This window comes from Bacillus sp. NMCC4 (assembly GCF_002998555.1).
Lineage (GTDB): Bacteria > Bacillota > Bacilli > Bacillales > Bacillaceae > Bacillus.
On sequence record NZ_PVRA01000001.1, the window covers coordinates 94583 to 116880 of the forward strand.

Annotated in this window: 20 protein-coding genes; 2 read left to right on the plus strand and 18 right to left on the minus strand. The window is 41.0% G+C overall.

Annotated features, from left to right (window positions below):
• Window positions 1–70: 70 nt before the first annotated feature.
• The 4 genes from C6Y02_RS00575 to degQ all read right to left on the minus strand — a co-directional run bounded on the left by C6Y02_RS00575 (window position 71) and on the right by degQ (window position 3810).
• On the minus strand, window positions 71–2383 hold the full coding sequence (locus C6Y02_RS00575; RefSeq protein WP_034659826.1) for an ATP-binding protein: 2313 nt from the start codon (window positions 2381–2383) through the stop codon (window positions 71–73).
• 53 nt (window positions 2384–2436) lie between these two features.
• Window positions 2437–2607, minus strand: a complete 171-nt coding sequence (locus tag C6Y02_RS00580) for a competence pheromone ComX (protein ID WP_080869541.1) — start codon at window positions 2605–2607, stop codon at window positions 2437–2439.
• Window positions 2604–3518 (minus strand): polyprenyl synthetase family protein, encoded by a 915-nt coding sequence (locus tag C6Y02_RS00585; RefSeq protein WP_034659828.1) that lies wholly within the window; start codon window positions 3516–3518, stop codon window positions 2604–2606. The genes C6Y02_RS00580 and C6Y02_RS00585 overlap by 4 nt, the downstream gene beginning before the upstream one ends.
• A gap of 151 nt (window positions 3519–3669) precedes the next feature.
• On the minus strand, window positions 3670–3810 hold the full coding sequence (gene degQ, locus C6Y02_RS00590) for a degradation enzyme regulation protein DegQ (protein ID WP_003213123.1): 141 nt from the start codon (window positions 3808–3810) through the stop codon (window positions 3670–3672).
• Between the two features lie 505 nt (window positions 3811–4315).
• Here degQ and C6Y02_RS00595 point away from each other — a divergent pair.
• The gene (locus tag C6Y02_RS00595; RefSeq protein WP_060597216.1) at window positions 4316–4669 is read left to right on the plus strand and encodes a YuzC family spore coat inner layer protein; all 354 of its coding nucleotides are present in this window, start codon (window positions 4316–4318) and stop codon (window positions 4667–4669) included.
• A gap of 33 nt (window positions 4670–4702) precedes the next feature.
• On the opposite strand, the gene C6Y02_RS00600 is transcribed toward C6Y02_RS00595, so the two are convergent.
• The 9 genes from C6Y02_RS00600 to C6Y02_RS00640 form a co-directional block, all read right to left on the minus strand.
• Window positions 4703–5929, minus strand: a complete 1227-nt coding sequence (locus C6Y02_RS00600) for an EAL and HDOD domain-containing protein (protein WP_034659830.1) — start codon at window positions 5927–5929, stop codon at window positions 4703–4705.
• Between the two features lie 138 nt (window positions 5930–6067).
• Window positions 6068–7537 (minus strand): nicotinate phosphoribosyltransferase, encoded by a 1470-nt coding sequence (locus tag C6Y02_RS00605; protein ID WP_106030438.1) that lies wholly within the window; start codon window positions 7535–7537, stop codon window positions 6068–6070.
• A 17-nt stretch (window positions 7538–7554) separates the two neighbouring features.
• Window positions 7555–8106 (minus strand): cysteine hydrolase family protein, encoded by a 552-nt coding sequence (locus C6Y02_RS00610; RefSeq protein WP_106030439.1) that lies wholly within the window; start codon window positions 8104–8106, stop codon window positions 7555–7557.
• Window positions 8107–8166: 60 nt separating this feature from the next.
• A complete protein-coding gene (locus C6Y02_RS00615; RefSeq protein ID WP_060597219.1) occupies window positions 8167–8574 on the minus strand; it encodes a YueI family protein in 408 nt (135 codons plus the stop codon).
• Between the two features lie 27 nt (window positions 8575–8601).
• On the minus strand, window positions 8602–8850 hold the full coding sequence (locus C6Y02_RS00620; protein WP_106030725.1) for a YueH family protein: 249 nt from the start codon (window positions 8848–8850) through the stop codon (window positions 8602–8604).
• 96 nt (window positions 8851–8946) lie between these two features.
• A complete protein-coding gene (locus C6Y02_RS00625) occupies window positions 8947–9168 on the minus strand; it encodes a spore germination protein (RefSeq protein ID WP_106030440.1) in 222 nt (73 codons plus the stop codon).
• 99 nt (window positions 9169–9267) lie between these two features.
• Window positions 9268–9489 carry a spore germination protein gene (locus C6Y02_RS00630; protein WP_034659837.1) on the minus strand — a complete coding sequence of 74 codons (222 nt, stop codon included), beginning with the start codon at window positions 9487–9489 and terminating at the stop codon, window positions 9268–9270.
• A gap of 66 nt (window positions 9490–9555) precedes the next feature.
• On the minus strand, window positions 9556–10659 hold the full coding sequence (locus C6Y02_RS00635) for an AI-2E family transporter (protein ID WP_034659839.1): 1104 nt from the start codon (window positions 10657–10659) through the stop codon (window positions 9556–9558).
• A 184-nt stretch (window positions 10660–10843) separates the two neighbouring features.
• Entirely contained in the window at window positions 10844–11080 is a 237-nt protein-coding gene (locus C6Y02_RS00640; protein WP_003213721.1) for a YuzF family protein, read from the minus strand.
• A gap of 182 nt (window positions 11081–11262) precedes the next feature.
• Here C6Y02_RS00640 and C6Y02_RS00645 point away from each other — a divergent pair, with 182 nt between their 5' ends.
• Window positions 11263–12747, plus strand: a complete 1485-nt coding sequence (locus C6Y02_RS00645) for an esterase/lipase family protein (RefSeq protein ID WP_066030464.1) — start codon at window positions 11263–11265, stop codon at window positions 12745–12747.
• Here the strand turns inward: C6Y02_RS00645 and C6Y02_RS00650 are convergent.
• From C6Y02_RS00650 to essC, 5 genes are all read right to left on the minus strand, one after another.
• Entirely contained in the window at window positions 12744–13277 is a 534-nt protein-coding gene (locus C6Y02_RS00650) for an HD domain-containing protein (RefSeq protein ID WP_060597222.1), read from the minus strand. The genes C6Y02_RS00645 and C6Y02_RS00650 overlap by 4 nt on opposite strands.
• A gap of 300 nt (window positions 13278–13577) precedes the next feature.
• A complete protein-coding gene (locus C6Y02_RS00655; protein ID WP_223256481.1) occupies window positions 13578–14321 on the minus strand; it encodes a (S)-benzoin forming benzil reductase in 744 nt (247 codons plus the stop codon).
• A 97-nt stretch (window positions 14322–14418) separates the two neighbouring features.
• Window positions 14419–14904, minus strand: coding sequence for a type VII secretion protein EssA (gene essA / locus C6Y02_RS00660; protein WP_034659843.1), 486 nt, complete (start codon window positions 14902–14904; stop codon window positions 14419–14421).
• Window positions 14894–17791, minus strand: a complete 2898-nt coding sequence (gene esaA / locus C6Y02_RS00665; protein ID WP_106030442.1) for a type VII secretion protein EsaA — start codon at window positions 17789–17791, stop codon at window positions 14894–14896. Before esaA ends, essA begins: the two co-directional genes overlap by 11 nt.
• Window positions 17788–22263 (minus strand): type VII secretion protein EssC, encoded by a 4476-nt coding sequence (essC, locus tag C6Y02_RS00670; protein ID WP_106030443.1) that lies wholly within the window; start codon window positions 22261–22263, stop codon window positions 17788–17790. Before essC ends, esaA begins: the two co-directional genes overlap by 4 nt.
• Between the last annotated feature and the right edge of the window lie 35 nt (window positions 22264–22298).

Sequence of the window (22298 nt, forward strand, 5' to 3'; positions counted from 1 at the left end):
CTTTAAATCACTCACTTCCATTTTATATAAAAGACTTGGCAGATGCCAAGTCTTATTCCTTAATAAATCGTTACAATTCCATTTCAATTTTCACCTTCAGTCCTTTTTCTGGGGCTGTGTGAATGTGAAGCTTCCCATTTAACGCCTTGACTCGTTCTCTGATTCCCGAGAGGCCCATGCTCATGGTGTGCTGATCAAGATGGCTTGCATCAAAACCGACTCCATCATCCTCGTAGTGAAGAACAACCTGATCTTTAATACAAATCAGCATCACTAACACTTGAGTGGCTTGGGAGTGCTTCAGGGCATTGGATAACAGCTCCTGAACAATTCGGTAAATATTCAGCTGTGAATCAATATCAATGTCCAGTTCTTTATCAAAGCGTGTTGTATTCAGCCGGATATGAAACGGTGCTTCCTCCTGAATTTGAGAAGTCAGCTTCGACATCGCCTTGACTAAACCTAAATCGTACAGCAGCTGCGGCCGAAGTTCATGACATGTTTCTCTCGTGGTTTGAATCACCTTAGACATTTGTTCATTCCATGAGATAAGCGATTGTTCAATAGACGTTGGGCATTGATCGTTTTGGAAATTCGTTAAAAACATCTCTGACTGTCTTTTCAGTGATATCAAATCCTGCAGCACGGAATCATGAAGATCCCTTGCTAAATCGGAGCGCTGCTTTTCTTCCATCGCAAACATGACTTTTTTCAGCCAAGCAGGATTCGCTTCACGCTGCTTCAAATCTTCAAGATGCTCCATCAATTCTTCGATCTTGACGACATTTTCTAAACTGACACTTGTATAAAAAGCCAATGTTTTCAGCCAAGAAATCTCATCACGCGTCAATTTCGGTGTCTGTAAATTGGATAAACAGCAAATCATAAACGAGTGACCGCCCCGCTCGCCAATTTTCATCATAAACCCTTTATCAAGCTCAATGATTTTCCCGACTTCCCCTAAAATATCCTGAAATTGATCCACATACTCTTTCCATAGATTGCTATCACCTGAAGATTCATCAATCTCTTCAATCTGTCCATCTGGCTTCACTTCAAGCACAAAGGCTTTATTAACAACAAGCACTTCTAAAATGGTGTATTTCAAATGATACAGCACTTGATGAAGTGATGACGCCTCACGAATAAGCTGCGTAAATTTAAACACGCTGTCCTGGTAATTATGCTTCTCTGAAAAACGCTTCAGACGAAAACGGAAATCTAGAATTTCTTTGAAATAGAAAACAGCCAGCATGAGCGCGTAGGTGATTAATGCGAGCTTCAGTGTGTACTTCAAATCTTCTGGTTTTTGCAAAATGTAAAACGTGACGACAACAAAAATGGTCGGTGTGATGGCAAGAAATCCATAGTATTTCAGTCTACTAATCAAAAAATCCATATTGTAAAGCTTATTTGTCATGAATTGATACACGAGTGAAAAAGGAATGAGCAAGACAAAAGAAGTTAAGAAAAAGGGATCTACCACATAAATACGAAATAAAACATATGGAATTGCAAATAAAAATATAAATGGACAAAAGGCTATGATATTAATCATGACAAAAAACTTTAAAACAGATCCCTGCTCTGTCTCTTTATATTTCCGCATTCCATTGATAATCACTTTGAATGACATGATAATAGAAGCGAAAAAGAATAAAAGATTTAAACTTGGCATGTATCTTGCTATCGCTGAATCTATTGGAACTGCTAGCTCTATCACCAGATTAATTAGTGGAAGACTGTATAAAATACGTATCATATTTTTAGTCGTTATACGCAGGTCAAATTCTTTGAAATATTGATAAATGAAATGAATATAAAAGATAAATACACTTGATAAACAAAATGTGATCACATAATGGCTAAATCTATCACCAATACCTGAAGTACCTGCACTAAGATATCCGATACAAATCGTTAATAAAAATAAAACTAAAAGAAATGCTGATTTTCGTTGGACCTCTTTGTTAATTCTAATGATAAAGAAGATACAAAATAAACAAATTGAATACAGGACGAGAGGAATTAAATAGACAAATAAACTTTCTTGACCAATCAATGTCTTATTTTTAAGGGTGATCATTTGGTTGCCTCTTTGAATATCAATTCTTTGCACATTCCTAAGCTCACCATTGATCAAATGATCTTTGTTGTTAGCAGGTTCCCCATTGATTTTAAGTATAATATCTCCTTCTTCTAATCCTGATGTGTAGGCTAAAGAAAGATATTCAACTTTGACAACTTCTGCTTGACCGTTCTTGTTCTCCGCTACATGTGCTCCATTAAAAATATCAAATACATAAATATATGAAACATAGATCACAAATAAAAAAGACAGAAAAACCAAAAAAGCAGATAGTTTCGTATAAGTTATCTTCATGTATAAAACATCCTTAACTGGAGAACTTTTAAATCATTTTTAAATGAATAGTATCATTTATAGTACCATATATAATCTGCAGACATTTGCCCTTTTTTAATGCCCTGAATGATTGCTTTCATGGTTTGCTCATCTGTGTGAATTAAACTTGCATTCCCTAAGTCCAATTCATTCACAACACTAGGATTATTCATTAAATATGCAATAACATTTTGAATGTTCAATCATTGCCCTCCTTTGTCATAAATGCATACAATTGTTCCTTATTTGTTTTAGGTAAATCAAGTTGTTCAATCCCTTGCCTCATTTTTAACAGCATAATCTCTCTCATTGATACCATGTACTGAGTCAAACCAGCTTCAAGTAATTTCTGCTTCAGCTGAAATGACTTTTGTTCTGACTCATCTAAACGACCGGAAAAGAACGTAAGAAGCTCTTGACTGGCATCGTTAAAACCTCTTTGTAAATAGCTAAATGCCAGCGTTTGTTTTTTTAGAAAATCTCCGTTTGTTTTCGAAAATAACGCAAAAAAATCGTTACTGATCTGTTCAGCAACACCATAACATATTGAATATGATTCCACAGTTGAGTTGATTTTTCTCGTCGCTAAATAAACACCCAGTACACTAGAAAGAGCTGTTAATGATCCTGATTTTTTCCTTAACACCTCTACACACTCTTCTTCTGTTTCATGCATATGACGCAAATCCTCATGTTGTCCTTCCATTGACCATTTGATGAGTTGGAACAGTTTCTCAATTAGTTGAGAATCATTTTCACCTATTGATATGATGAATTGGGTACTCAGCGTATACAAATACGTAGAAGCATTGATGGCCACTCCTTGGTCGACGTTCATCCAAGGATACGAATCATTGTCCTGATCTTCAATATCATCTAATATATCGGCTGATAAGATGAGAAGTTCAATCCCTGCTGACAATTGTGTAATCGCTTGCTTGTCTTGTCCGCCAAATGCCTCATAATGCTTGTAAGCCAATTGCCCAAAGGGAAATTCATTCTTTCTATCTGTAAATTCTAGAAGCAGTTGTTGTAAATCCTTCTGCCTGACTGCATGTTGAATAAAATCAGACATATTCTGCTTGATTTTTGTATTCTCTAGATAGTTTAGCATACTCGCTCTTGTACCTCACCCTTCCGCCTTTTATTTTACTAAAAAGACATGAGCAAATGTCCACTGACATCACTATTTAACAATTATATAATAATATATCCTTTTTTTGTATGTATTTGGATAAAAAAAAGACTTGATGATTATCAAGTCTTTAAGAAATTTTCACATATTCATATTTGTCGTATTGATCAATGCTTTTGTTAATGTTATGAAGAGAAGCCGTTGTTTCTCTAATTTCGTTTTCAAGTTTCCATAATAATTGTTTAAGTTCTTCGATTTCATACTTTTCCATCGATTCCACTCTCCTTTTTTGGAAGATCAATGTATTTGTGTATGGTGATTGGGTCATAAGTATTTGATCTGTTACTAACAGTGTAAATGTAATTGAGTATTTTTTCACCGAAAAGTATGCACAAAATGTGTGCGTGATACCGCAAAATTCAATAGGTCTTTTTTCATCATTTTCTGACTTTTCAAATCATACTTTTATCTCAATTCCAAAGGAACTGCGTCATTTTTGCGACAAGAATAGGCATCATTCGTCACACTTTTCTCACATCAGAACGTATGATCCCTTCCATATCCTCGGTTTTGCGTGTTATAGGTCAGACGACAGACCCTATTGTGGACACCGCAATTTTTTGGCGACATTCACCGAAATTGACCGCAAAAGTACCTATTTTTATGTTGGATTTATAAAGATAGAAAGATCATTTTGATTCTTTATTCTGATTTTCTACATACATTTAGAACAGATATCCGTCCAATTTCACGTCAATGAGAGAAGAGGTGACCATATGTTTTACTATGTTCCTTATCCTGCTTTGCAGGTTCCCGCAATGAGCCATGCATACCCGCGCACACCTATGACTTTTCCTCCAGTAGATGCCCACTCGTTTCAACGAGCCGCAAAAGAATCAGCCCGACTTGTTGCTGATGCTTCACTCATTACACAGCAGATTTCCAGCTCGCTTTCATTTGCACAGCGCATCATGGAGGCTGCTGAGCGCTCTGATTCGACAAGTGTCATCCGAATGCTGAAGCAAATCGGTGTGAAAAGTGGCATTGACATCCGCTTTAGTCCAGAAGGCATTCGTATCTACTTGTCTCTCGCCTCTAGCAGACTTTTTCTTCTTTTACAGTGGGCATAACAAAAAAAGCCGCTCTGACCTGAGCGGCTTTTCTTAAGATTCAAACATTTTATGACACCATTCAATGGCTTCTATATAACAGCCGTAGGCTTCTTGCTTCGGGAGTTCCCCATTTAACATCTCATCATCCCATTCATTTCGTTCAATCCGTTTGGCTACACCTAGCACAAATGAATAATCATTTTCATAGCCAAGCAGTGCCTCGCCAACTTCATCAGAAAGCGGCAGCTCTTTCACAAGTTCTGTAATATCTGCCCTGACAAGCGTATCAATGAGAGAAAACATACCTGTCAGCATATAAGAGGCTGGGTGCTCTCGTTCAGTACGACTCGCAATCAGTTCACACGTTTTCGCCCGAATGAATGACATTTTGATAATTTCTTTTTGGCTTGAGTTTGCTTGGACATTCAGTTCTTTAAATGAAAGAATAAAGATCCAGCGCCGAATTTCATTAAACCCAAGCAGGATAATCGCCTGCCGGATACTTTTGATTTGATAAAGACGTCTCATGCCGCCTGAATTCAGCATTTTTAATAATTGATATGACAGCGAAAGGTCACTTTCAATAAAATGGGTCACGACCTGGATATTCGGCTGTTCCTTGCTCAGCTCATTTAAAAGCTGGTGGTACGCATGGAAGCTGGTCGATAATGCTCGTCCTGATATGACACGAGGCTCGCTAAAGAAATACCCTTGAAACAAATGGAAGCCGGCTTCTAGCGCTTCTTCATACTCTCTTCGCGTTTCCACCTTTTCTGCAAGGAAGCGAAGTCGATATTTTTTATACGTATGTAGAATATTTCTTCGTTCTTCCGATGTGGTCTTCAGAAAGTCAATTTTTAAAATATCAATGCAATAGAGGAGTTCGTCAAGCAACTTGTCACTAAAATGTGTTCCGCTTAGAAAAAAATCATCAAGTGCAATCGTATATCCCCATTTTTTTAACTGCTTACATCTCATAATAAGTGCCGGGGTAATCGGTACATTTTCTAATATCTCGATCACAAGCTGATGCGGATCAAAATAGGTGAGCAGATCAGACGAAAGTAAGCTTTCGGTGAAATTAATGTAGCATCGTTTGCCTTCTGTCAATGTTTCGATACCGATATTTAAAAAGCTATTTATAATGAGGTCCGTTGTCGCTTGGTCACCGTCTTCAGCGCTATATGTATTGGTTTCACTATCTCTATAAAGCAGCTCATATGATACGACTTGTTCTTTTCTGTTAAAAATAGGCTGTCTCGCAACAAACACCCTCAACTGCTCCAATCCTCCTTTATGCAATGACAAACAAGATGTGCTTTCAGTATACCAAATGATTGTGCTTATGGTTCACTTTGAATCGGTCAAAAAATAAAAAAAGAGATCACCCGGGTTGATGATCTCCTTTTCTTCCAATTAGCTTTCATAAAGCTCTTTTTTAATTTTATTTTTCACGTCATGGATAAACTGCATCTTGTTATCCCAGCATTTTTGACTCAAATCGACTGGATATTCTTCTGGTTTGCTGATTCGTTTATATTCCTCCCAGAAAAGTCCGAGGCTATCCTGCACATAGGCTTGAATCGTTTGAATATCCGGATTGTCATATACAAGTTTTCCTTGTTCGAAAATAGGGACATGAAGATCCTTAGCCACAAAGTTTGTAACAAATTTGCTGATAAATGTATGCACAGGGTGGAACATTTTCAGTTTATCCTCACTATGAACATCTTCCTCTTCGAGCGCAATGTAGTCACCCTCAGAATGATGATTCAATTGATTGATGATGCGGTACACACGTTTACGTCCTGGTGTTGTCACTTTCTCTGGGTTGGATGAAATTTTGATAGTATCATTCATTTTGCCGTTTTCTTCAATGGACACAAGCTTATACACTGCACCGAGGGCTGGCTGATCAAATGCTGTGATCAGCTTTGTCCCAACACCCCACACATCAATTTTGGCACCCTGTGCTTTTAAATTCATGATGGTATGTTCATCAAGATCGCTCGATGCAATGACTTTTGCATCATGGAATCCTGCATCATCCAGCATCATTCTAGCTTTTTTAGACAAGTATGCAAGGTCACCGCTATCAAGTCTGACACCAATAAAGTTGATTTTGTCTCCGAATTCTTTCGCTACCTTAATGGCATTCGGAATACCGGATCTCACGGTATCATACGTATCGACTAAAAAGACACAGTCTGTATGGGTTTCAGCATATTTTTTAAATGCCGTATATTCATCGCGGTATGCTTGTACAAGCGCATGGGCATGAGTTCCTGACACTGGAATGTTGAAGCGCTTCCCAGCACGAACATTACTTGTCGCCTGGAAGCCGCCGATGAGTGCCGCTCTTGCTCCCCACATCGCTGCATCCATTTCATGCGCACGTCTTGTTCCGAATTCTAGTGCTGTCTCATCTTCAATGATTCCTTTAATCCGAGCCGCCTTTGTTGCGATCAGCGTTTGGAAATTCACAATATTCAGCAAGGCTGTTTCGATTAGCTGCGCTTCTACAAGCGTTGCCTCGATGCGCATGATCGGTTCATTTGCAAAGACAATTTCGCCTTCCCGCATTGAATGAAGTGTTCCTGTAAAGGACAACCCGCTTAAATAATCAATGAAATCGCTTTTATAACCGAGTTCATCTTTTAAATACGCTAGATCACTTTCGGTGAAGGAGAAGTCCGATAAATATTCAATCGCTTTCTCTAAACCAGCAAATACAGCGAAGCCATTGTCAAATGGAAGCTTTCTGAAGAAGAGTTCAAAAACTGCCTTCTTCTCATGAATGCCGTCTCTCCAATACGTTTCTGCCATGTTAATTTGATAAAGATCTGTATGTAGTGATAAACTGTCGTCAATAAACCGATGCTCCAACTTCCATTCTCCTTCCCTTACTTAACCACTTTCGCACCAAGCGACTGCTCAAAGTGAGAAAGTGCCCACTCGTGCCCCGCTTCATTAAAACTCGCTACAGCATTCTGGTGAATCACAAGTTCGAAGCCTTTATTGTACGCATCAACAGCTGTATGAAGTACACAAATATCGGTACATACGCCGGCTAAATGAAGTTCAGTGATGCCGCGTTCGCGCAGTTTCATTTCTAATTGAGTGCCTGCAAAAGCAGAGTATCTTGTTTTTTCCATATAGTAGACATGCTTTAAATGTTTTGACGTGTGAAATAGTGAACTTAGTTTGCCATAAAGTTCAATTCCCTTTGTCCCGCGAATATTATGGGGCGGAAATAACTTTGTCTCTGGATGATAAGGGTCTTGCTCTTCATGATGATCGACTGCAAAGACGACAAAGTGTCCTTCATCAATAAACGAAGAAGTGATCTCTTTGATCTTAGGCTCAATCGCCTGTCCAGGCTTTCCGCATGTCAATTTTCCATCGTCTGCAACAAAATCAACGGTATAATCAATACAAATCAATGCTTTGCCCATCCGCATCTCTCCCATATGCTCTTTTGACTCATTATAGCCTATTCATTTCACTAGGGAAACCTATTCAACAGATTCGTGAGAAAAAGCCTTTTGAAGCAGCTCATCTTCTATATAGATGTGCTCTTGATTAACCGCATTCGGCAGCTCTATCACAAGACCAAAAGGAGAATGCGCCTCATAATGATTCACCACTTTAAAGGAACAACCAGCGGCATTAGCCATTTTCACATATTGAGAATATGAAGCATAGGACAACTCACCATTTAAAAGAACAGTGGCCTGACGGTTGGACTTTAATACTTGTTCGACCTCTTGATACGGTTTATTTCGTAATACCTGTCCCTTTGTCAGGGCGAGAAGCGCTCGTTCCCTTAATGAACCGAGAAACATTCTTCGTTCATCGGGCTTTGTTTCAGCATGTCCAAATATTCCTTGCTGCAAATAAAAGTCTACGGATTCTTCTTTCATCGCTGTTTTCACTCCTGGTTTTAAAATTTACATTTCTGTGACCCAGTGCACAATCTTTAGTGCAAGCTCACGGACTTCGTCTGTTTCTGCTCTTTCCATTAAGGATTGCTCGAGCGTATGGATCAGCTGCTCTTTTTCGTCCTCGTACGCAATGGATATACTCCATTCAATGTCAGGTACGGCAACAAGCGTTTTATATTCTTTTTTATTTTCATGTAAATATACATTGTAGGTCTTTGGTTGCCGGCTTGTGATGTGTGCTTTTCTAATTTTCATTTGACTCTGTTCACACCTCTTTTTTCTTCTTACATCCATATCCATTGTACCATAAAAAAAGACAGCTTCTGAAAAGGAAATCCCTTTCAAAGCTGGCTACGCATTGAAGCTCTTTTGCTGACTAATAAGATTTAAATCCCAAACAAATGTGACGTTTGGACTGTTAAAAAATTGGACGAGGTCCCCTGCATTATAGGTACCTGAACCACCGGCGGAGTAATCAACACTTTTTGGCGAAATGGGAAAAACACCGCCGAAATGTGCCGCCCCATTTCCGTACACACGATCTATATGAATAGGTTCAACAATCGCTGGCATTGCGCCACCACCTTTTCTATCCACATCATATGCCCAGCTCAACAATACGTGTATCACAAATAAAAAAAGACAGCTGATATTTGATCACCAGCTGTCTTTCTATGCATTAAATGATTGAGGCTGGTCAAACAATGTGAAGTCCCAAAGCATCGTCGCATTAGGATCACTTGTAAGAGACATATAATCACCTGAATTAAAGGCTCCCGCCCCGCCAGTGGAGTGGTTTACAGCCAAAGGGGCGATGGCCAGTACATCACCGAAAGTAGCTGCACCGTTTCCTCCTAATGACTCGATATGAATAGGTCCAACGATTGCAGGCATCAGAATCTCCCCCTATCTGCTTATGTCAACCATCTTATGCAAAAAGGGAAAAGTTGTGCATCTGCCCTATACGTTTAAATGCTGTTCTTTACGAGACCGCTGACGCAGCTGAACCAATCTGACAATATTCAAGGTGATCGCTTTGAGCAGTGCATAGACAGGGACTGCAAAGATCATGCCAAGGATGCCCCCAAAGCTTCCTGCCCCAATTAACAGCAGGATAATGGTCAAAGGGTGTGTGTTAAGGCGTTTCCCAATGATCAATGGAGAAATGACATTTCCGTCAATTTGCTGAACGACAAGAATCACAATCACTGTCACCACTGCTTTTCCAGGCGAATCAAGAAAGGCAATCAGCACAGCTGGTGCCGCGCCAAGATATGGTCCAAGGTACGGGATCACATTTGTGACCGCAATGATAATACCGAGAATAAGCGCATATTTCACACCAATTAATAAGTATCCGATAAAACAAGCCACTCCAACAAATAAACAGACAACAATCTGCCCCTGTATGTAAGCCGCAAGTGTGTCGTTTAATTCTTTAAAAATCTTCAATCCTTCCTTACGGTAAGGCATTGGCAAAAATTGAACGAGCTTGTCGGGAAACTTATGTCCGTCTTTCAGCATATAAAACAAAATGAACGGAACTGTGATGACGGCTAAAGCAATATTGGCAATCACGCCAAACACCGCAGACATACTTGAAGCGATATTTTCCGGCAAATCTTTTAATGTCGAAACGATCGTCTGTTCAAATTTTGAGACAGACACATAATCTTGGTTCATCATCCAAGTAAATGTTTTAGAATGCGAAAAGTCATTGATAAACTTCTGCATGTCCGTCACATAACCAGGGAAGCTTTTGACAAGTCCACCGACCTGCGAGACAATCACCGGTCCAGCAGCATTGACGATGAACGTGATGAGTCCAATGAACAAGAGATAAATGATCAGGATAGCGAGTGTCCTAGGAATTTTCTTGGACAAAAATCGAACAATTGGATTAAAGATGAAAAAGAGAATACCCGCCAGTAAGATGGGGACAAACAGTGTTGATGCAAATAAAATAATCGGCTGAAATAAAAACGAAACCTTAGTTGATACATAGACAATGAGTAAAACAAGTAATATTTGGAATGTCCAAAAATGAACTTTAGATTTTAACAAAGATGCTCCTCCTGTTACGTATTGATCTTATTAAAAAACTACTATTCAACCCACCTTCTGTCAACTGCTTCTTGTTTTAGAACCTCATCTTTTGAAAAAAAAAGAACAATTGGTATATCATGCACTTTTTCCAGATATACATTCTATAAGCATGAAAAAAAGCAGACATCTATGCGTCTGCTTGTTACACTCTTTCACTGTGATCAGGCATCACCGATACGATTTGCTGGATCCGCACATAAAAAACTGATTTCGCCCCCGCTTCAATCACAATATGATCCGGCATAACTTCCTTCAATTTCCCACGCACCGTATCTTTCACTGTTTGCACAATTAATCTCATACCGACCACTTTCTGCAATGTTTGATAAACATATGGATCAACTAATGAAACAAGCTGTGGACTTCCTTGTTGTGCCATCCTACCTGCCCCTTTACTTGTGTATTTACCCACAGCGTATGCATGAACCCATGTGAATGTCACTCAGGGCAAACCCACAACATTAATACCATATTTTTACAAATAGTACGTTTTTACATTTTTAAGAAGTATAATAGATTGGTGCTGCCAACAATTTAAATCATTCGAAGAGGTGAATTGTCTTGAAAAAACTCATCTGTATTGTTGCTGTCATGCTCTTTCTATCCTCTGCAAGTTATGCGTATGCAGGCACAATTGGAGATCCACCTGGGACGCCGGGGAAGTGGTTTAAAGGAGAAGAGCCCGTTCAAAAAGACGAGTCAAAACCACCACTTGTTTTTGTTCATGGCATTAACAGCTCCTCCTCCACTTGGTCCGATCGAAACGATATGGCAAAGCAGGCTGTTCTGAACGGATACGAAAGCGCATTCATAGATTTGCATCCAGATCAGGACATGAAAAAGAACGGCAAACTATTAGCAGAAAAGCTCAAAGAAATCTATGATGCGTTTGGTAGAAAACTCATTGTGATTGGTCATAGTAAAGGCGGGGTCGATACACAGTCCGCACTGGTGTATTTCAAAGCACATCCCTATGTGGAAAAGGTCATTACTCTCGGCTCTCCTCATAACGGGACACCGCTTGCGGATCTAGCGTATAGCAAGGGCGGAAGCTGGCTCGCGCAAATTCTTGGACAAAAAAGCGACGCGCTTTATTCTTTGCAAACCGGTCTGATGGCGGCTTTTCGAAGTGAAACCGACCAGCTGGAGGCGTTTCCCAATAAATATGTCACCTACTCTGGCTCGGAATGGGGAACATTTGGCGGTGTGCTGTATTTAGGCGGCATGTATTTAAAGAGCTTTGGTGCAAATGATGGCGCCGTCACAGTAAACAGCACAAGACTATCGTATGCAAACAATATTTTAACAGGAAAATGGGATCATCATTCAATCAAAAACGGCACAAGTATGTTTCCTGTGTTCCAGCATCAGCTTCTGGCAAATGTCGCAAGCGCTGAAAATGAAAATAAAGAGGAACAAGAGCCCGTTTCTGCTGAGCTGAATACAGATGTTTATGTGAAAGGTGGAGAAAGTGAAAAGGATAAAACAGAAGCGTTCTATGTAGAGGAAGGAACGAATGGCTTATCGATTCAGTGGTTAAATGAAAGGCAGGAGACGCGGCCAGAAATCATCGCCCCAAATGGAGACGTCTTAACAAACCTTAAGACATCGGAAGCATCTTTCCCATATGAAGGCGCATATTCACACCATGTGCAAATCAATAAGCCCGTTCCTGGAAAATGGACGATTCGATCGAATTCAGGCAAAAAGGCTCCTTATCTGCTGCTTGTATCCTTTGATTCACCATTAAATGAAGAAATTAAAGCAGCTGCATCGAAGTCAGGGGATGCATCGACCCATTCAAGCGGTCTGATTAAACGGTTAAGCAAATCAGTGGAAACCAATTACTTTAAAGATGCACAAAAGGACCATCCACTGAAAACAAGTACCTCATCAGCCATTCAATTGAAAAAAGAAGGTGCTTATTCCGTCACGGTGCATTACACCGGACTCACTACGTCAGGAACATCTGCGTTTAACCGTACCGTTATTCGCACGTTGTATGTCGATCAGCACGGAACGATTCATGGAGACATTCCATACTAAACAGAGCGTTTCATGGGCTGGAGTGCCTGCTGCACTTTCTGATCCAAATCGGCAATCTTTTTCATTGCCAATGATTCGTCTATTTGTCTGTAATGGTGGTGTCCGCCAGGCTCTTCATCCATTTCATCTGCTTTCTTCACAATTTGCTGGAGTGTGTCCTTATGGAGGTCGCCCTCTGGCAAATATGAATCCGTATGAAGCAGAATCGCAAGTGCAATATCTTTGGCTGCTTTTGGTTCCTCCCCGAGCCGTATGAGCAGTTTGTGTGCCCGCTCTGCACCTTTAATGGCATGAATATCATTTCTTCTATATGTCTCGTAATCCCATTCTCCGCCGGCTGTATACCATTCATAGTGGCCGATATCATGCAAGAGTGCTGCTTTCACAGCCAGATCTGGGTTAATTCCCGCCTGCATCGCCAGCTTGAATGCGTGATAAGCACAAGCAATCGCATGGGCTTTTCCTGAACGATTTAAATACTTTTGAGCAACTGGATGGGTGTAAACATCCATTAATGTAACCTTTCTCATGGAAACCCCTCCTTATCTATATTTTTAGCATCCTAACATATTCTGAAAAGAAACTCAAATGTTCTGTTATATTTTCTATGAGTCTCAAGATTAGCTTATGTCAAATCAGCTGGTTTTGCTTGTACAAGACGAAAAAAAGCAGTCGTGATGACTGCTTTTTTCTTCTTGTACAGCGTGATATGAAAACCCTTGAAGTCTAGGAGGGCCGAGTACTGGCGCGGAGCGAATTTGACATTCGTGAGCACCGGCATGCAGGACTGACACCGAATGCGAGGGTTTGTCTTCACGCTGCTACAGTCGTTATGACTGCTTTTTCACATACTCACGTGCATCGTATACGCATCCGCCAGCTGGATCATCCGCTAAAAGATCGAGCAAAATACCTGCGACTTCATCTGGACTCTTCAGCGTACCTGTTTCATATAATTGCTGAAAACGGTCAATTTGTTCGAAGTCCTGTTTTGATGACTTCCGAATCTCCCTCTGCATATCTGTATCAATGGTGCCGGGGTAAAATGAAAACGTGTTGATTGGATACGCCTCGTCCTGCTGTTCCTCATGCAAAGTCCTCATAAACATATCAAGTCCTGCCTTTGAGCTGCAATACGCACTCCAGCCTTTATAAGGGTTTTTCGCCGCTCCAGAAGAAAGGTGAACGATCGTTTTCTTTCCGCTATATGATTGAGTCTGCTTGGTAAAAACATGGCTCAGCAAAACAGGGATGACAAGATTCAACGTATAATGCTGATGAAGCGTATCCTGTCCGCCTTGCCCCACACGTTTGATAGGTGTCACCATGCCTGCATTATTGACGAATAAGATGTCATCAGCAGCTGCCAGTGTTTGCGGCGTGAGACTATCTTGAAGCCATTTGGCTGCTGCTTTCTCATCTGTCAGGTCGACCTGTGTATGTGTGAGCTCCGGATGGTAAATCGGCGATGCACTTCTTGCTGCCGTATACACATGGTCCCCGCGTGAAAGCAGCCGGTTCACAAGTGCTAGACCAAATCCTTTTGATCCGCCTGTAACGATTGAAATTCGAATGACAATCTCCTCCCTTGATAACACTATTTTACGTAGTGGAACGGTATGACATCAAGCAATCTGCATAAGAAAAGCCTGCCTCTTTCAAAGAGACAGGCTATTTCTTTTCAGCCTTCACATTCACCTTAGGAATCAGAATGAACATCACGACAATGCCAAAGACGATTAAGAAACCAAAGATGATGGGAAGCAGTGCTGATGTCTGCTTCTTGTGATCATCGCCAGAAGGTGCTGATACAGCGGCATCACGAAAAGAGATATTCATCTCTTCCATCATGTGAGCTGATGTTTTGGGCGGGTTCTCTTTTAGATCACTGAAAAGCTGCGGAGAAAGAGACCCTCCCGGAGTTTTAGGCGGTTCAGCAAAATGAATGTCTGTTTTGACTGTTGATGTCTTTTTGCTTTGTTCGTATTTCGTTTGATCCCTCAATATACTTGAGTTAATATTGAGTTCTTTTTCCTGATATTCATTCGGCTTGACATTTGTATCCGTATCTTCACCAGCAGCGAAAGCAGCAGGAATGAGGAGAAAAAGGGACATGACACCAAGTGCCACCCCTTTCACGAACAGATTAAGCCTCATGAGTCACATCACGTTCCTCCGTTTTATCTTTCCATAGCTTTGTCACAAGCGGGATGGCCATGAAGAGGACAGTTAAAATCACTAATCCTATAACACCCATTCCAAAGTGATCTCCATTTCCATATTGGATGGATAGGTACACGTCTGTCACTGGATTTGTGAAATAGAAATTCGGCATCACCAAATCAATTAATGGTGCGACAAAGAAGAAAATAAGCGCCGTTGCTGCCATCCATCCGGCAATAGAGCCGAAAAGGAACGCCGTGCGAATAAAGGCGGAACAAGCCACTAATAGTAAAATCGTGAAAATGGACCACTGAATCGCTTGATCATCTGCAAGCTTGTAAATGTTCAGTCCAAACAAGCTGATCATGAGTCCGACTAATAGATTTAAGATGCCAAACAGTGCACCTTTAACCAGCATCGGAGCTGCCGCATAATACGAGCTGAAAAAGCCAATTAACAAACTACTGATCATCACAATGACCAAAATGACCACTGGCGGTACCGTCTGCGTTTTTTCTTCTGGCACATCACCGCTGATTTTCAGCGGATTGGCTAAGTGGTTATACACATAGTTGCTGTTGCCTTGATCACTCAATGTGTTTCCTAAAATACCTTTCAAATCTTGCTGAACAAGCTTCGTAGAGTTGACATTCTTGCTCCAGTTTTCATTCAGCGTATCCGCTTTTTCTTGAACTGTTGTCACACTCTCTTCAATGTTATTCGTATAATCCGCCACCCCTTTTTGGCGGTCGGTTAACGAACTCATATTTTCAGAAAGACGAAGCACTTCCTGACCAATTGAATCCTGTGCACTGACAACAAATGAACTGCCTGCAAGGTCTGCCGTATACACTGCATCTCCTTGATCAGCCATTTGCTCCGCAACATTGTCCGCACTTTCAGAGATTGTATTTAATTCCTGTTCCATGCTTGCCTGCTGAGTCGAAATGTATTCTGCATAGCCATCTGAAAACTTCTGCATCTCATCAATAAAAGTAGACACATCATCGTTTGACGTCAGCATCTGGTTTTTGAGCGTATCCCAGTTTTCTGTTTCCTCTTTTTTGATGGAAAGGATGGACTGGATTTTCTCTTCTTTTGTGTCTAGTAGAGAAGAGTTATTAGATGGTTGATAGACATTTGCAATCATCAGCTCTAGCTGGGAGAGTTGATTGGAATAGTCCATTAATTTTTTAGTGTCTGTTGATTTTGTATCAAACTTTTCCTCAAAAAGATCATCAGCAAAGGCTCCACCAATTGGTGAGTTTCTGCGCTTCAGCTCTTTTACTTTACTTACAATGGATGATTCTTGATTTTGGATTTCATTCGGAATGACGTTATATCGATCTTGTAACCATAGAAACTTTTTTTCAAGTTTACCTATTTTATCAGAAAGATCCTTAAGCTCCTTACTCATCTGACTCACTTTGTCTTTCAATTCGTCATTATGAGCGGCAGCTTTTTCTTGAATCTTCTTTTTCACTTCTTCTAAACGAGTAGAGAGTGCTTTAAGGTCATCCTTAGATGAATTCGTGCTGCCGGTATCTGGCTGAGCAGGATTTTCATCGCCTTCACCTTCTTTGCCATCTTCAGTAGAAGGCGGCGTCTCCTGTTCTCCTAATTCATCTGCAAGGTTGTTCATTTCTGTTGAAATTTGCGAGAGCTCATTTGTTTCTTCATCTAGGTTAATCCCAATCTCTTCTGGTTTTTCATTATCTTGATCTGATGGCCCGTCATCATCAGAGTCAACTGGACGCTCAGGCTCATCCATCAACTCTTGCCGTTTAGCCAATAGCTTCGTTTGCAAGGCTGATATCTTATTTCGATAGTCTTTTAAGTAACGATCTTCATACTTTTTAATCAGTTCTTCTTGAGACGCCATCACAAGATCCGTTAATCCCGTTGCTTGCTTAGGAATGGCGTCCTCTCTTGACTTTTGAACAGATTGAATGGCGCTGTCAGTTGTGTTCAGCTGACTTTGTACCCCGTTGATGTCTGTTTTTAGTCCGCCCATTTGATCACTAAAGCTGCGGGCATTTTGGTTTTGAATATCAGCAAGCTGTTTGAGCCCTTGCTGGATTTGTTTTTGACTTGTCGATTGCGCTTTGATCAAGAGGTCCTTTTGTTTGTCTTGATACTGCTGGTATTGATCGACTGCTTTCACAAAGTCCTTTAACTGGTTCTTAGCTTCTTCTGTTGTACTCAAACCGTCTTTATACTGTTTCTGTGAATCGGTCATCGCATTTTTTAATTCTTCTATTTGTTTCTTCTGCTGCTGAACGGCATCTGATAGTTTGTTTGAGTTCGGCTTATAGAAATTATACATTGTGTTTTGGAATTCGACTTCTTTGCCGACAATATGCTCAAACTCTTCTCTAACATTGCCGATTTCCTGTGATACAAAACTCCAGTATAACGTTGACATCTGTTCATTCATTTTCTTTTGCGCATTTTCCAGCTCTCTTTGCACTTTCTCTTTATTGACTGAATTGAGCTGATCTTGAATGGAAAATTGAATGGATGCCTTTTCAGGGTGGTCTTTATCATAGCTGAGCACATTTTTAGAGAAATCAGACGGAATATAGAGGACAGCGTCATACTTTCTGTTTTTCAGTCCATTTTCCGCCGCACTGCGATTCACTACGGTCCATGTATAATCTGGACGCTCTGATAATGCTGCCACGACATCCTGTCCGAAACGAGCGGTGTTTTCACTTTCGCTCGCTCCCATATCTTCATTGACCACAGCAATATTACGTGTGGCATTCTTTTTCTGTTTTGCCGGGTCATCTCCAATGAGGTGGAAAAATAAAACCGGCAGAACAAGAATCAATATCATGGTCGATACGATTTTGATGGAGCTTTTTTGCTGCTCTGTCATTGAACACTCTTCCTTTCTACCGCACATAAAGGAACCTGGATTTTCTTCTCTTTCCCGTTTTCAACCAAATACCCGAACCCTGGCTGAATATCTGGTTCTTGTCTTGCATATGGAAGCGGTATGATGTTTTGCTCTGATTTTTTCATGAGTAACATGGCATGACGAACTTGTTTGATTTCGTTTGTGAGTGCATCATAGCCTTTACTGAATTCGGTATGATTCCCTGATGCGATCAGGCTAAAGCCTAGGTGTGCATATGACTTCATGAAATCAGCCAATTGATCTTGAAGACGCGGATCGATCGTCTGCTGAAAACGCGTAATGCCATCAATCACAAGCACAATTTGAGGGAACGACAACTGATCGGTCTCTCCCCTGCGTACAGCTTCGACGTACATCTCTTCCCGCACCTTGAATAAACGGTCTATTTCCTCTGCCCATTCGGTAATATCATCCTTTGTTTCAAGGTAATCGATATTCTCTTCCTTTGCATAATGGGAAAGACCCCGATCAATCGAATCAAACACGGCCAGTTTCTCAGGTTTTGCTGCTAAAAGCTGGTCAAGCATCAGTTTTGTCACATTTGTTTTCCCTCGCTGCGTTTGACCGATGATGAGGCAGTGTTTATTCTTTTTCAAGTCAAAGTAAACAGGTGCAACAGATTCCTCATCTAGTCCGACTGGAATGTCATACGGCTGTTTTTGTTCTTCTAAACGACTCTCTAGCTCCCAAATGGTCAGTTTATCAGGAAGCATTGGCACAGGCTTTGGTTTTTCAGCTGATTCAAAGCGATCATGAAGAAACTGTATCTCTTCTTTCAAATGCTCAAACAGTTCGAGATCGTTCTCTCCTTCAACTGGCAGGAACATTTGCGCAAAGTAAAGCTCTTCTTTATTGATAATGACTCGTCCTGGAATCGGCTCTAAGCTGAATTTCGGTCTGCCAATAATCGAGTACGCCTCTCCTTGATCCATTAAGTAATGGACGACCTTTGTTTTTAAGTTGTTCATAAGAGATTGGCGGACTGCGTTTACCCGAGTCGCTGTAATCAAGAAGTAAATTCCTAATGATTGTCCATCACGGCTCAGCTGGATAAATTCAGATTCAAGTTCATGCATTTCGTCTTTGACAATGTCAAAGTTGTCGATCACGATGAAAATGAACGGGAGCTTTTTCTCATTTAAGGCGTTGTACATTTTGATATGACTCATTTCTTGTTGCCTGAATAACCGCTTGCGGTATTCAACCTCTTCCCGCAAACGCGTCATTGACTTTTGAATCTTTCTCATTTGATCCATTAAGAAATAATCCGCCGTGTGCGGCAGCTTGGCTAACGGAAGCAATGTCCCGTTTCCGAAGTCATAAATATACGCATGCCATTCTTCAGGTGAATATCTCTCCGCAAAGCTCATGAGCAGTGTTGTCGCAGCAAGTGATTTGCCGTAGCCGGAGGAACCAAAGATGCCAATGTTCCCATCTTCCATCATTTGATAAGAAAGTGGATGCTGGCTTTGCTGATCTGGCTCATCGACAAGCGCAAAATGGAAGACATGCTCTTCACTCGACGCATAACGTGTTTTTGGAATCCGTTCTTCAAGCGGTGGAAGCCATGGACTTGGAAGCTTCTCAATCCCAAGCTCCTGCTGCATACGTTCAATTTCATCCACAACAGCAGAAATCTCCGATACTGTCTCTTTCTTCACTGCCGGCTCTGTGCTTACCCCTGATAACGGAATGAGTCCAGTATCTGTCACAATGGCAATGTCATCTTCTGATCCGTAGCCATCTTCCATATATGGCGCACCGCTCCAAGCTGATTGGAACAATTCATAAATTTCATTGTTCCCCACTTGTAAGTAGCCGCGGCCTGTAACGGTAATGGACGCCGCATCACTATTTTTCAAAATTTCCTTACTGTCTGACGCATCTTGTACTTTTAGTGCCACCTTAAAGCGGGAGTTACTCCAAATCTGATCATCGATGACCCCGCCTGGCTTTTGTGTAGCCAAAATGAGATGGACCCCGAGGCTTCGGCCGATACGTGCAGCACTGACAAGCTCTCTGATAAAGTCCGGCTCTTCACTTTTTAATTCAGCAAACTCATCAGAGATTAAGAATAAATGAGGCATTGCCTGTTCAGCCTTTTTCTCCTTATAGAGCTTCGTATAATCATTGATGTGATTCACATGATATTGATCAAACAACCGTTGTCTTTTCTTCAATTCACTTTTAATTGAGGCAAGCGCTCTTTCACTAAAGTTCTTACTGCCTTCAATATTGGTGATGGTGCCAAGTAAATGAGGAATATTTCGGAACGGCTGCGCCATTCCGCCTCCTTTATAGTCAATCAATAGGAAAGCGACTTCATGTGGATGAAAGTTTACAGCGAGCGATAAAATGTACGTCTGTAAAAATTCACTTTTCCCTGATCCTGTTGTTCCCGCCAACAGGCCGTGCGGACCGTGTGCTTTTTCATGCAGATTCAGATCCACAATGTCATTTTTCCCTTTATAACCGATTGGCACAGATAGTGATTTGGCCGTTTCCGATGTGAGCCATTTTTCACGAATGCCAATGTCGTCTACCTGTTTGGCATGAAAAAGATCAAGGAAGGAGACCGTTTCAGGAATCGAGTTGGTCATTCCAACTTGATGATCTAATGTTCTCAGTGTTCTGGCAAACAGCTCATTGTCCCCGCGCTCATGTGTATCAAGCTGAAATGGGATTCGGACGGCTTTCTTGTGCTGAATGAGAATATCTCCTTCTTCTTCGTTAATATAACGGACAAGCGTCGAGATATTTTCAGCTAAGCTTTCCTTTGTTTCAGCAGCAAAGATAATTGAGATGCCAAGGTCAGTCCGGCTGCCTTCTAAATATTCTAAAATCACATGTTCAGCAATAAGCTCGTGATTTGTCACGATAAACACAAAGTGAGGCGTAAAGATTTTTTTCTCTTTTTCTTCTTCTAAATCACGCTCACGTAAAATTTCATAAATCGAGGACAACAGCTGATCGCGTGTTTGTTCGTTGTAAATAAACCCTTTGCCGTATGTATGAGGCAGCTGGAAATGCGGAAGCCATTTCATCCATTCCCAATTCTCATACTCCTGCTCATGAAAAATAAAGACAAATCTCAAATCGTGATAGCTGTGCGAGAAAGCAAGCTGTCCGACAAGTTGATGAAGCTCCTTTTTCACAATGGCTGGCTTTCCAATCAAGCCTGTTGGGCCATCTGCAAGACCAAATGTAATGGGTACATCCTTCACTTCACGATAGACCTGTTGCATGTGCTGCGTTTGTTCCATTAAGTCATCCATGTCACGATTGGCCATATCGCCACCGCTCATCGATAATTCATAGCTTGATGGGACTGCACCCGTCCCAAGACGCAGCTGCAAGAAATCGTCACTCACAAGTGTTTTTTCCCAAATCCGGCCGCTAATTTCTGACGTTAAGTACTTCATTTGTTCAAATGACGGATAATGATACGTCAAAATATATTGCTGGCGGTCGTAGAGCTCTTGCAGCTCTTTTCGTTTATTTTCTAAGTATAGAGAATAGACTCGCTGCCGTTTCTCTTCCCGTCTTTTGCGTTGTGATTTCTCTTTAAAGTATTGAACGGACGATGTGATTAAGGTCATGATAAACATCGCCATCGACACGACAATAAAGATCCCGCGCGGCTGGACAAGAGCGACAATTCCCATCACAAGGAGCATCACAAGCGGCGGAAGGACAACAAGCCAAAGCCCTCTGCTGTTATTTTCACTCTCCTGCGAAGGAAAGCTAAAGGATACCCGGTCATCTGGCAGGTCATAAATTAAACGAGGTGTTCGTCTATATAAAGGATATTTTTGTTTTGTTTCTGTGCTTGGTGCTTTTGTTTTTTCCAAACGTGTTTGAAATGGTTCATATGCAGTCACCTGCAATAAATCATCATCTTTCAATGTCACCGTTAGAAAGTTCCAGAACAGTTCATCTCCAGCATCAATTGTCTCTGGACCGTGAATTTTTTTCCCGTTCACATAAATCGTTTCGTCCTGAGGCATGACATACCAAGATCCTTCGATTTTCTCTAAAGTAAATTGGCTCGCATCTTGAAACATGGAATGCACTTGTTCTTTCCACACATCGATCTCATCTTTGTTCTCACGTGAAAAAGACAGCTCGACTCTATTTCCTAGGTAATAAATGTGTTGATCATGATGTGCTTCCATTAAAATAAGTGTCAGTGTACCAAGCTTATATGGTTCATGTAGAAGTAATGTGCCTTTCTTCCCTTCACCCTGATAAATGGAAAAGCCATCATTCGGTTCATCGGGAGATAAACGGATGACCCCTTCATCAAACGAAAGTGTAGGGATTGTCACCGTATGCTCTATTTCAGGTCCAATCACAGCTTCTCGATTGAACTGCTCGTCTAAACGGACGGTTTGATAATCCTCCTCATAAAAAACCCAAAGAAGACTCAAACGCTCCACCTCCTCATGGGACAGCAGCAACTGTC